Source organism: Micromonospora sp. NPDC047756, assembly GCF_055587245.1.
On record NZ_JBVJGQ010000008.1, the window covers coordinates 220,655 to 231,945 of the forward strand.

An 11,291-nucleotide genomic window follows, 5' to 3' on the forward strand; every position below is an offset into this window, starting at 1 on the left:
GCCGAGTGGATCATGCCCGCCGGCGAGCCGAGACAGCACCGGGCAGGCCGGGACGGGCCAGGCGGCGCGCTATGCCGACGGCGGGCCGTTCTGCGCGCGGGTGATCAGGTCGTGCAACGGCTTCGTGCCGCTGCCGACCATCACCCCGGTCACGACGGCGTCGACCCAGACCGCGACACCGTTCCAGTCGCCGCCGGCGACCGCGTGCAGAACGTAGAACCCGCCGGCGCTTGACGCCACGGTGGCCAACCCGCTGGCGAGGCCCCACGCGACGATGGTGCGGTTCGCCTTCGCCCGCGCGACCTTCGCGGTCGCGACGGCGACCGCTTCACGGTCGGTCTCGGTGGGGCCGCCCACCCGGCTGTTCACGTCGGTCACCGTCTGCAAGAGCGCGGCTTCGGCGGCGCGTCCCGGCAGCCACCGCGAGAACGGTTCCAGGATCCGCTCCACCGCCGCGGCGAAGACCAGCAGCGTGAGGAAGACACCGGTGGTGTCCTCGGGCTGGATCTTCGCCGCGGAGGCACCGCTGCGCCAGATCGCCCAGCCGGCGACGGCGCCGAAAGCGATCAGCCCGAAGCCCGCGACCACCGCGCCTGGACCGGCCTGCTGCGTTGCGGCGACGACCGACAGCGCGGGCTCCTGCTCGGAGCGGGTAGTTGCCGCTTCGGCGTTGACCGATGGGGCGACGGCCGTTCCGCCCCCTGTCGACAGTGACTCACCGTGGGTGAACGTGTGTCCCTGCAATTTCCTGACCAACCTTTCGACCTACCGCTCGCCGGACGTCGCCGCGCCCACTGCCCGCTTCGAGGCGGGCACCCGGGGTGTGACGAACCGGAGTCCTGGGCGAGCGGATGACGCACCTGCTGCGCTCGGGGCGCGAGACTACGGCACCGAGGCGAACACAGTGGACCAGCGGGGTCGGCGGTCCACCGGCACGACGCCGTCGCCCGTGAACTCCGGTACCCGGGCCGGGACGCCCGGCACGAACACGCTGACGACCGGCTGCGCGGCGAAGCGCAGACCCGGAGGTCGTCAGCGCAGGTTGCGGACCATCAGCAGGTACGCGCAGTAGGCCATCGGCACCACCAGGAAGCAGATCAGGAACCCGAGCGGCAGATATCGCGGCGGGGTGCCGGCGACCATGGCCGGCCGCCCCCACCGGCCCAGCACCAGGTAACCGCCGAAGAACGCCACCGCCGGCAGCCCCGCGCAGATCCACGCGCCCAGGGTGAACCCGTCCACCAGGCCGACCCCGGAGGCCAGCACCAGCACCAGCACGAGCACCCCGGCCGCCGCGCCACACCCGGCGTAGACGGCGACCGCCCGCGCCAGCGGTGACCACGTCGGTAACAGCGCCGGCCGCTGGGCCAGCACCTCTGCCTGCTGCCCGTGCCGGTCGGCCTCGTCGGCCATCCGCCGGGCCAGCTCCAACTCCACCGCCGGGTCGGTCGCGGCCGCGCGCTGCGCGGGCACCCCGCCGCCCGTCGGGCTCACCGCAGTCGGCAGCGCCAGCCGCGCCTCCCCCGCCGGCAGTTGGGGGTACGCCCCGACCCCCGCCCGCCCCGGCGCGCCGGCTGCGCCGGCGGGTGCCCCGTCCCCGGTTCCGGGTGCGGCGGCAGCAGACGGCGACCCGGCACCGGACGCCGGAGCAGGCCAGGCGGCGGCAGACGGCGACCCGGCACCGGACGCCGGAGCAGGCCAGGCGGCAGCGGACGGCGACCCGGCACCGGACGGCGGGGCGGGCCAGGCGGCGGCAGACGGCGACCCCGCGCCGGACGGCGGGGCGGGCCAGGCGGCGGTCTCGCCCGGCGTCCCCGTTTCCTGACCCGCACTCGGGCCGGGGGCAGCGGCGGGGGCGGCGGCGGGTGGTTGGTCGACGCCGATGGCTCGGCCGAGTTGGTCGAGGCGCTGCCCCTGGGCGGTGAGCCGCTGCTGGAGGTAGTCGACGGCGGCGTGCAGGTCGCGGCGACGCGCGGACTCGGCGGCGGCGTGCTGTTCCCCGGCGCGGTGCTGGGCGGAGAGTTGCCGGGCCAGGGCCGCGTACTCCTCGAAGGACACTGTCAGCGCTCCCCGTCCGGATCGTGCCCGTCGCCGACGAACGGGACGATCAGCCGGGTGCGCTGGTCGTGCCGGTCGATGAGCAGTGCCCGGTCGGGGCGGGGCGTGTAGGTCAGGTCGTGCGCCCCAAGGTGCAGGGCCAGCTCGGCGCCGGGCACGTTGAGCGCGACCAGGCAGGCGACGTCGTCGCGGTTCTGGGTGCCGCCGAGGTCGTCGGCGAGCCGGCGCAGCCCCCGCCACCACCCGAGCAGGTGCACCCCCTGCCCGGGGCCCTGACGCAGGACGGTGCGCAGGTCGTCCAGGCCGGAACGGAACGTGGCGGGGTCGGTGGCGCCGAGGACGGGCGCGGCGGCGTCCATGCCGAACACCACCAGGTATTCGCGGCCGGTGGGTTCGGCGGCCAGCGCGGCGATCCGGTCGCGCAGCCCGGCCGCGTCGAGGCGTCCGACCGGGTGGCCGGCGGCGCGCAGGACGGCTTCGGTGTCGTCGGCGACCGCGTCGGCGACGCCGACCAGGCAGGCCAGCTCGAACCGCGCGTCGCCGGGAGTGTGCTGGCGGGCCAGGCTGAGCGTCGCGGCCCGCAGCACGTCCGCGCCGGTCGGCGCGGTGCCCACCACGGCGAGGTGTCGACCGGGGGTGGTGTCCATCAGGAACAGTGCGGTGGTGCCGTGCACGTCGACGGTCCGACCGACCAGTGCCATCGGGCGTCGGCCACCGGGGCGCAACCCGGCGAACGTGCTGTCGTCCTCGATCCGCGCGGCTTCGTACCCCTTGAAGACCGCCGGGGCGCGCGAGCCCTGCGGGCGGGCCTGCCACAGGTCGTGGCGTAACGCGGCGAGGTCCGCCGTGGCGGCGTGCGCGTCGGGAAAGCGCAGCACGGTGTCGGCACCGACCGCGCCGGCGGCGGTGTTGACCACGGCGGAGCCGACCGGCAGGGCGGCGGCGGCCTCGTTGAGCTGGTCGAGCACCCCACCACCGCCGGGCAGGGCCACCCGCAACGCGAACTGCCCGAAGATCGCCTCGGCCCGCCCGTAGAGGGCTTCGATGCCGGTCATGCTCTGACTGGCGAGCACCAGGTGGATGCCGTACGAGCGGCCCTTGCGGGCCAGGTCCTCCAGCAGGTCGACGGCCTCCCGGGCCAGCGCGTCGTTGCCGGCCAGCAGCACGTGGAACTCGTCGACGACCGCCACGATGCGCGGCAGCGGATTGTCCCGGGGCAGGTCGGCGAGCTTGGTGACGCCGTGCCGCTTGAGCGCGGTGGCCCGGCGCTGCGCCTCCCGGCGCAGCTCGCGCAGCACGGCGAGGCCGTACTCGCGGTCGGACTCGATGCCGACGGCACGGGCGTGCGGCAGCCAGGACGGGTCCCGGTCGGTGGGTACGAACTCGGTGAAGCTCACGCCCTCCTTGAAGTCGAGCAGGTAGAGCTGCAACTCGGCCGGCGAGTAGCGGGCGGCCAACCCGTAGAGGACGTCGAGGAGGAAGACGGTCTTGCCGGCGCCGGTGCGCCCGCCGACCAGCCAGTGCGGGGTGGCGTCGTCGAAGGCGAGCGTCAGCGCGGTGTCGAAGGCGGCGCCGCCGCCGGCCCGGCCGACCACTGTCCGCAGGCCGTTGCCGGCGGACTCGGCCCAGCGCCGTTCGGGCAGCAGGTCGGTGAAGGACAACGCGTCGGCGCGGCGGGTCGCGGTGCCGAGGTGCTCGGCGAGCGCGCGGACCGAGGCCGGCGGCGGGTCACCGTCGAGCAGGACGGGTGCGGCGAGCCCAGTGCCGTCGGCGCTGAACGGGGTGCCGGGTGGGTCGCCGACGTGCGCGTACCCCTGACTGAGCCGGACCGCTGTGGTGCCGCCCAGCGGCGGCGCGGTCTCGCCGGGCAACCGGGACGGGTGGCCGGCCAGCAGCACGCACACGGCGGCGGCCGGGCCGGCGTGGGTGAGCGCGGCGAGCCGGGCCAGCTCGCGGGGTGGCGGTGCGGCGGTGGCGACCAGCACCAGCAGGCGACGGGCCGCGGGCTGGCCGTGCTGCGCGGCGCGGGCGTGCTGCTCGGCGGCGTCCAGCAGCGCGGCCACCTCGGCCTCGCCGGTGGCCGGCGGGTCGAGCACCCCGGCGTCGAGCAGTGGTCGCAGCGGGCCGAAGGTGGCGCCGAGCGCGGCGGTGTCGATGCCGGTGACGCGGACCTGGCCGGGCGGCGCGGTGGCGACCAGCCGCAGCACCAGCGCCCGCAGCAGCCCGGCGACCTGCGGGTCCCGGGCGTCGGTGTCCAGGGCGAGGTGGTGGCCGCCGCCGAGCGGGACCAGCACCGGAAAGCCGCCGTCCGAGGTGGACGCCTCGCCGATCCGCACCGCGGCCGGCTCGTCGGTCAGCGGGGTGACGCCCGGAGCGGGGGAGGCCAGGGCAGCACCGAGGCGGGCGAGGCGGGTCACCAGGTCATCGACGCCGGTCGGCGCGACGGCGGTCGGTGCCGCCCCCAGGGCGCTGCGGGCGGTGTCCAGATGCGCACGAGCCGCCCGGTGGGAGTTGACCGCCTGCCCGTACGCCGACGCGAGCCTGCCCACCCTCTGCCCCCAACACCACGGCCGCCTGGTCCCAGGAACCCTAACGGACAGCGGCGGCACCCGGACAGTCCTGGGAGGACGTGTCACGCCGGGTTGGTCAGGCGGGGCCGCACGCCGGCGGGTCGGACCCGTCGGCCGCCCCGCAGCGGAACACCTCCACCGGTGCCGTCGACCCGTCGGGCACCCGCTCCACCCGCATCAGGGCAAGCCGTTTGTCGACCGGCTCCCCCGAGTCGGGCGTGAACCGGATCAGCCCGGCCACCCCCGGATAACCCTGCCCGGCGTTCTGCCGGAGCACCTCGGCGTGCACGCCCACCGGGTTGACCGAATCCGGTTCCCAGCGTTGCCGGGGGTTGGCGGGGTGCAACCGGGCGGCGAGGCTCTCCACCGCCCGGACCATCATCATCGACGCGTCGTAGGCGAGGCTGACCCGCTCGCCGACCTGCTCCTCCGAGCCCGGCCGGCAGCGCGGCGGGTCGAGCAGGTCGTCGGCCTGGATCCAGGACAGGAAGCTGGCCCGGGCCTCGTCGCGCCGGTCCTGGGCGGCCCGCAGCACCGCGCAGGTGGCCAGGGACGCCTTGGAGACGTACGTGACGGGCAGGTTGCCGGGCGCGGCGGCGCGCAGCCCCGGGTTGGCCATGTACCGGTTGACCGAGTCGTCGGCCACGAGGTGCCGGGGCGGGTTGCCGCCGCACTCGCGCAGCGCCCGCAGGAAATCGTGGAACTCCGACCACCGGCCGGCGAAGAAGAGCAGCCCGGGGTAGCCGCACTCGTCGGTCAGCCGCTGCCCGGCGCTCCACTCGTCGAGGCGGGTGATGCGGGGTCCGAACTGTTTGCGGAGACCCTCGACGAGGGTGCCCACGTAGAGGTCCTCGGTGAGCGAACTGCCCTCCAGGAAGGTGTAGAAGACGTGCGCCTCGTCGACCTTCAGCACCTGCCGGGCGTACGCGTCGACCAGCTTCACCTGATCCTTGTTCGGTGCGGAGATCTGCAGGTAGAGGCGGGAGTTGGCGTCCATCCGGTCGGCGGAGAGGGTGGGTGCCAGCACCGGCAGGCCGACCCGGTTGAGTTCGCGCAGCGCGCGGGCGGTGCTGCTCCGGCTCTCCACCAGACCCACCACGCCGAGCACCGTGGGGTCGTCCCGGGCCAGTTCGGCCAGCATCGCCACCGCCCGGTCGGCGTAGACCATCTGGCGGCCGGCGTTGGCGACCACGATCCGCAGCAGCGCTGCGCCGCCCGCGCCGGCCGACTCCTTCAGCAACGCGTACTGGGCGGTGGCCATCCCTTCCAGTTCCTCGCGCTCGGAGACGTACGACTCCTCGTCCGCGCGGGTCAGGTTGCCGGTCAGGGTGCCCAGGTAGACCAGGGTCAGGAAGGGCCGTCGCCGTTCGCTGCGCTGCCAGACCTCCTCGGCGGCGCGGTTCTGCGCGAAGATGCGCTTTTGGACGGTACGCAGCCGCTCCTGACCCGGGTCGTTGTTGAACACCTGCGCGGCGCTGTCGCTGTAACCGACACACTCGTCGTCGCCGACCACCTCGACCGACACCTGGCCGGTCAACGAGGGGTGACAGCCCGGCCCCCACCGGCTCGTCACCCAGAGGCCGAGCGTCGCCACCAGCACCAGTGCGAGCGCCGTCGGCAGGAAGCGCCGCGACCACCACGGCGGGTCGGGCGCGGAGAAGGGCCGCAGGCCGCCACGTGACGGTGGACCGGTGTCGGTCTCGTCGGGGCGCAACGCCACCAGCCAGGTGGCCGGGCGGCGCAGCCGGCGCATCTCCGGCAGCGCCCCGGCCCATTCGTCGTACGCCTCGTCGGCCTCGGTCAACGGGTGCGGTTCGGGCAGGTCCGGTGGGGGTTGCCCACCGGACGCGACGATCAGCAGCGGGTCGTTGCGGCCGGTCTCGGTGCGGACGTCGCCGATCAGGCGGACCAGTTCCCCGCCGACGTTGCCGGGGGCGACGTGATCGATCAGCAGCGCCGGGTACGCGGTGCGCCGCCAGTCCGAGAGGCGCCACGGGCGACGCCGGTACGCCTGCCGCAGGTCCTCCAGGAACGCGTGCAGCAGCAGCTTGTTGACCTGGTCGGGTTGCTCCCCGTCGCGCCAGCCGGCGGTGAGGCGCTCGGCGAAACCGAGGAAGGTGACCGATTGCCGGGGCGCCAGGTACTGCTGGCGCATGAACCAGTTGTAGTGCCGCCCGAGCACCGGCACCCGACCGGAGAGGGCAGCCCGGAAAATCACCCCCGGCACGGCGCGACGGACCAGCCAGAGCAGCACCTGCGAGACGATGCTGACCGCGTCGCCGCCGGAGGGCACCGCCTCCGGCGCGCGCGGGCCCCTGCGGTCGCGTAGCCGGCGGACCAGGGCCGCGCGGCTGTCGTCGGCGTCGGCGCCCAGGTTGAGGCTCTGCTGCATCAGCCAGTCGGCGAGCGGATAGTGCCGGAAGCGCAGCCGGGCGGCGCCGAAGGCCTCCAGGGAGAGCTGCCGGTGCAGCTCGCGCAGCAGCGCCGGCACGTCCCCGACGCCGGGCGGCGCGTCGGCGTCCAGCACGGCGTGCGGGACCCGCCGCCGGGGGCCCTGGCCGAGGAACCGGCGTAGCGGCACCATCAGATCCGCGGTGTCGGAGCGGACCAGCCACAGCAGCGGCAGCCGGCGGTCGCCGCGGCGGGGTCGCCGCAACAGCCGGGCGAGCAGCGTGAACAACTCCAGACCGCCGGCCGGCAGGCGTTCCCGACCAGCGGTCGACTGTCGTTGGCCGGTCGATTCCCGGCTGGGTAACTCCGAGCGCCGCACGTGTCACCTCCGATCAACACAGTGTGACCTTGCGGCGCAACGCGCACCAGAGGGCGACGACCGACGATGGGTGTGGCGGGCCGACGACGTTCACGGTTGTCGATTAGGTTGGCCTGGCGAACACCCGATGGAGGGAGTCCACCCCGTGCGACGAGTCCTCACGGCGGCCACCACCGCCCTGACCCTCACCACCGCCGGCACCATGCTCGCCGGCACCCCCGCCCAGGCCGTCCCGACGGGCTGGGGCCGTCCGGTCGTCTCCGCGGCGCCGCAACCCGGCGCGCCCGGACTGGGCGACAGCTACTTCCCCGACTACGGCAACGGCGGTTACGACGTCGAGCACTACGACGTCCGGCTGCGCTACGAACCGGCCACCGACCTGCTCACCGGCACCACCACCATCCTCGCCACCGCCACTGAGGACCTCTCGACGTTCAATCTGGACTTCCTGCTCGACGTCGAGTCGGTCCGGGTCAACGGTTGGGCGGCCAGCAGCAGCACCGCGGGGGCGCACGAGCTGGTGGTCACCCCGGCCCGCACGGTGACCCGGGGCCAACAGCTCACCATCGTCGTGCGGTACTCCGGTGTCCCGTCGGAGGCCCTGGTCAACGGCTACACCGGCTGGACGCGTACCGACGACGGGGCCCTCGCCGTCAACGAGCCCGAGTCGGCGTGGTGGTGGTTCCCGAGCAACGACCATCCGCTGGACAAGGCCACCTACGACATCTCGGTCTCGGTGCCCACCGGCGTCGAGGTGATCAGCAACGGCGTGCAGCCGAGGCCCCCGCTGGCCGAGGCCGGCAACCGCACCCGGTGGATCTGGCGGACCACCTCCCCCACCGCCACCTACCTGGCCTTCATGGCCATCGGCCAGTACGACATCGTCACCGACACCTCCCCGGGCGGCCAGCCGGTGATCAACGCGTACAGCACGTCGCTGGGCGCGCTCGGGCCGGCCGCGCGAGCCAGCATCGAGCGGACCGCCGAGATCGTCGACTGGGAGAGCGGGATCTTCGGGCCGTACCCGTTCGAGACGCAGGGCGGTGTGGCCGGGCCGGTCGACGGCATCAGCTTCGCCCTGGAGACGCAGACCCGCCCGGTGTACGGGCCGGGCTTCTGGCGACGCGGCGCCAACACCTACGTGGTGACGCACGAGCTGGCCCACCAGTGGTTCGGCGACTCGGTCTCGGTGGCCGACTGGCGCAACATCTGGCTCAACGAGGGCTTCGCCTCGTACGCCGAGTGGCTCTGGTCCGAGGAGCAGGGCGAGGGCACCGCCCAGGAGGTCTTCGACTTCACCTATGCCAGTTACCCGGCTGACGACGGGTTCTGGCAGGTGCCGCCCGGCGACCCGGGCGCCGGGCGGGTCTTCGACAACGCCGTATACGACCGGGGTGCGATGGCCCTGCACCAGCTACGGCTGGCCGTCGGTGACGACGCGTTCTTCGAGATCCTGCCGACCTGGACCGCCGAGCGCCGGTACGGCAACGGCACCATCGAGCAGTTCCAGGCCCTGGCCGAGCGGATCTCCGGACTGGACCTGGACGACCTGTTCACCACCTGGCTGTTCACCCCCGGCCGACCCGAGCTGGCCAACGCCGCCCGCAAGGCCGCCCCACCGACCGAACCGAAGTCCTGGGCCAAGATCCGCGACTCCCACGAGCTGATGTCCCACTAACCCACCCCACCCCACCCCCACCACGTCGATCATGGAGTTGTGGTGCCCCGCATGTCGGGCAAGGGCGCATCTTCTGCCCACCACAACTCCATGATCGACCGGCGGGGGTCGCGCGGCCCGGGTTAGCGGGTCTCGGCTTCTACGGCGCGGATGTGCCGGTAGGCGAACCAGAGCGGCGGGAACGCCCCGACCGCGAAGGACAGGTCGATGAGCGTCCAGAACCAGGGGATGTCCCGGATCGGGCCGCAGATCAGCGCCAGCGGAACGATGCCGGCGCAGGCGATCATGCCGACCTGCACCACCCAGACGTTGCGCACCGGGTCGCGCAGCGGCCCCCAGAAGGCCACCGCCAGCACCAGGTGGGCGAAGGCCAACCAGTCGGTGCCGTAGAGCAGGAACGGGTAGTCCTCGCCGGCCGTCACGAGCCCGGTGTGCACCCGCTCGATCCAGGCGACCAGCGCAGGCAGGTGGTCGGCGAGCGGATCCAGTACGCGCAGCAGCCAGCGCACCTCGATCTCCAGCGGAAACGCGGTGACACCACTCAGGAAGAGCCCGATCAGCACGACCCACAGCCATCGGCGGGTTCGCCGTAGCCGCTCCTCAATGTCCATGATCGCAGCGTAACGATGATCTTCAGGTTGCCCTGTCCCGCAAGCGGGCCGTCGAGGGTGACCGCTGTCTCAGCGGTTCGGCACCGGCCCTGCGGTGGCCAACTCCCGGAGCCGGACCCCGCCCGACCGCGCCGCGCCGGCCTCGGCGGGCCCGATGACGCAGACCGCACCGGTGGGCCGCACGATGCGGGCGGCCCGGAACGCCGCTCGTCGTACCGGATGGCGGGGTCGCGGAACGACGAGCGCGAGGGTCGTCGCACGGCCGCGCTGCCGGTCCAGGGCGACACCCGCCGCCGTCGTGGCGATCGCCGCCGCGGCTCCGGCGAGGACGAGCGTCTGCCGCGGTCCGGCATGTTCGGCGAGCCAGCCGAGCAGCGGGGCGCCGACCGCGGCGGAGACCGAGCCGGTGACCGCCAGGGCGGCGAGCACCCGACCCCGCATCGCGCCGTCGGTGTCGAGCTGGGCGCGGGTGCCGACGGTGGTGTCGATGACCACCGCGGCGGCGGCGATCGGCAGGATCACCGCGGCGAAGCTCCAGGTGCCCGGTGCGAGGCCGGCGACGATCTGCAACCCGCTGGCGAACAGGCCCGCGACGACGAGCGTTCGGTAGCCCAGGGCTCGCCGCCGGGCCGCGACGAGCGCGCCCACCACGGTGCCGACCGCGAACACCGTCGACAGCAGGCCGTAGCCGGAGGCGCCGGCGTCCAGCGGCCCGTCGCTCATCGCGGCCATGGTCACCTGGTAGTTGCGGCCCAGGCTGCCGAGCACGAACGACAGGGCGAGCGCGAGGAGCAGCACCGGCTGCCCGCGCAGGTAGGCGAACCCGGCGCGGACCCCGCCCCGCGTCCGGCCGGCCTCCGGGACCGGGAGACCAGGGGCGACTGCCGGGCGTACCGCGAACAGCGCCACCACCACGGCGGCGAAGCTGACCGCGTTGATGCCGAACAGCAGGGCGGGTCCGACGGCGGCCACCACCACGGCACCCAGGCTCATGCCGAGGATGCGGCCGGCGGAGTTGCTGAGCGAGCCGAGCGCCAGGGCGTTGCCCAGCGTCTCCCGGTCGACGAGGCTGGCGGCCCAACGCCCCATCACCGGGCCCTCGATCGCCGAGACGGCACCGGTGGCCAGCGAGATCGCGAAGATCAGCGGCAGGCCGCCGACCCCGGTCAGGGCGACCGCCGCCAGTCCGGCGGCGAGCACCGCGTGGGCGCACTGGGCGGCGATCAGCAACGGACGGGCGGGCAGCCGGTCGGCCAGCACACCACCCCAGACGCTGAGCAGCAGCGTGGGCGCCGCCTGGAGCAGCACGGCGAAGCCCATGGACGTCGCGGAGCCGGTCTCCTTCAGGACGTACCAGTTGACCCCGAGGACCTGCATCCAGGTGCCGATGACGGAGACGAAGCCGGCGAGCGCCCAGATCCGGTAGTCGCGGTGGCGCAGCGCGGCGAAGGTGGCACCCGTGGCCACGACGGACCTCCAGCGATCGGCAGCAAGATTGTTCAGGCCGATCGCGGCGCGGTTCGGCAGCCGACAAGTCTTGCCGGCTCAAACCTCTTTGCCCACGTTTGTGAGCGTCTTCACCAGCGGGAATGTCCGGCCGGCGC

At 74.0% G+C, this 11,291-nt stretch carries 7 protein-coding genes; 1 reads left to right on the plus strand and 6 read right to left on the minus strand.

All coding sequences use genetic code 11. From position 1 onward, the window contains the following. Nucleotides 1–69: 69 nt before the first annotated feature. The 4 genes from ACZ6NZ_RS26675 to ACZ6NZ_RS26690 all read right to left on the minus strand — a co-directional run bounded on the left by ACZ6NZ_RS26675 (nt 70) and on the right by ACZ6NZ_RS26690 (nt 7,398). Entirely contained in the window at nt 70–744 is a 675-nt protein-coding gene (locus ACZ6NZ_RS26675; RefSeq protein ID WP_465860794.1) for a hypothetical protein, read from the minus strand. A 288-nt stretch (nt 745–1,032) separates the two neighbouring features. Continuing rightward, complete coding sequence (locus ACZ6NZ_RS26680) at nt 1,033–2,058, minus strand: hypothetical protein (RefSeq protein ID WP_465860795.1); 1,026 nt, start codon at nt 2,056–2,058, stop codon at nt 1,033–1,035. A 2-nt stretch (nt 2,059–2,060) separates the two neighbouring features. Next, nucleotides 2,061–4,607, minus strand: a complete 2,547-nt coding sequence (locus ACZ6NZ_RS26685) for an FtsK/SpoIIIE domain-containing protein (RefSeq protein ID WP_465860796.1) — start codon at nt 4,605–4,607, stop codon at nt 2,061–2,063. 97 nt (nt 4,608–4,704) lie between these two features. Beyond that, nucleotides 4,705–7,398, minus strand: coding sequence for a hypothetical protein (locus ACZ6NZ_RS26690; protein ID WP_465860797.1), 2,694 nt, complete (start codon nt 7,396–7,398; stop codon nt 4,705–4,707). 145 nt (nt 7,399–7,543) lie between these two features. On the opposite strand from ACZ6NZ_RS26690, the gene ACZ6NZ_RS26695 reads away from it, so the two are divergent. Continuing rightward, nucleotides 7,544–9,076 (plus strand): M1 family metallopeptidase, encoded by a 1,533-nt coding sequence (locus ACZ6NZ_RS26695; protein WP_465860798.1) that lies wholly within the window; start codon nt 7,544–7,546, stop codon nt 9,074–9,076. Between the two features lie 122 nt (nt 9,077–9,198). On the opposite strand, the gene ACZ6NZ_RS26700 is transcribed toward ACZ6NZ_RS26695, so the two are convergent. Both ACZ6NZ_RS26700 and ACZ6NZ_RS26705 read right to left on the minus strand, forming a co-directional pair. Next, nucleotides 9,199–9,687 carry a hypothetical protein gene (locus ACZ6NZ_RS26700; RefSeq protein WP_366613294.1) on the minus strand — a complete coding sequence of 163 codons (489 nt, stop codon included), beginning with the start codon at nt 9,685–9,687 and terminating at the stop codon, nt 9,199–9,201. A 69-nt stretch (nt 9,688–9,756) separates the two neighbouring features. Further along, nucleotides 9,757–11,154 carry an MFS transporter gene (locus tag ACZ6NZ_RS26705; RefSeq protein WP_465860799.1) on the minus strand — a complete coding sequence of 466 codons (1,398 nt, stop codon included), beginning with the start codon at nt 11,152–11,154 and terminating at the stop codon, nt 9,757–9,759. Nucleotides 11,155–11,291 lie beyond the last annotated feature (137 nt).

Bases quoted from the DNA above. Each gene is read 5' to 3' on its own strand.
- ACZ6NZ_RS26700 (WP_366613294.1), bottom strand. From the start codon at position 9,687: ATGGACATTGAGGAGCGGCTACGGCGAACCCGCCGATGGCTGTGGGTC.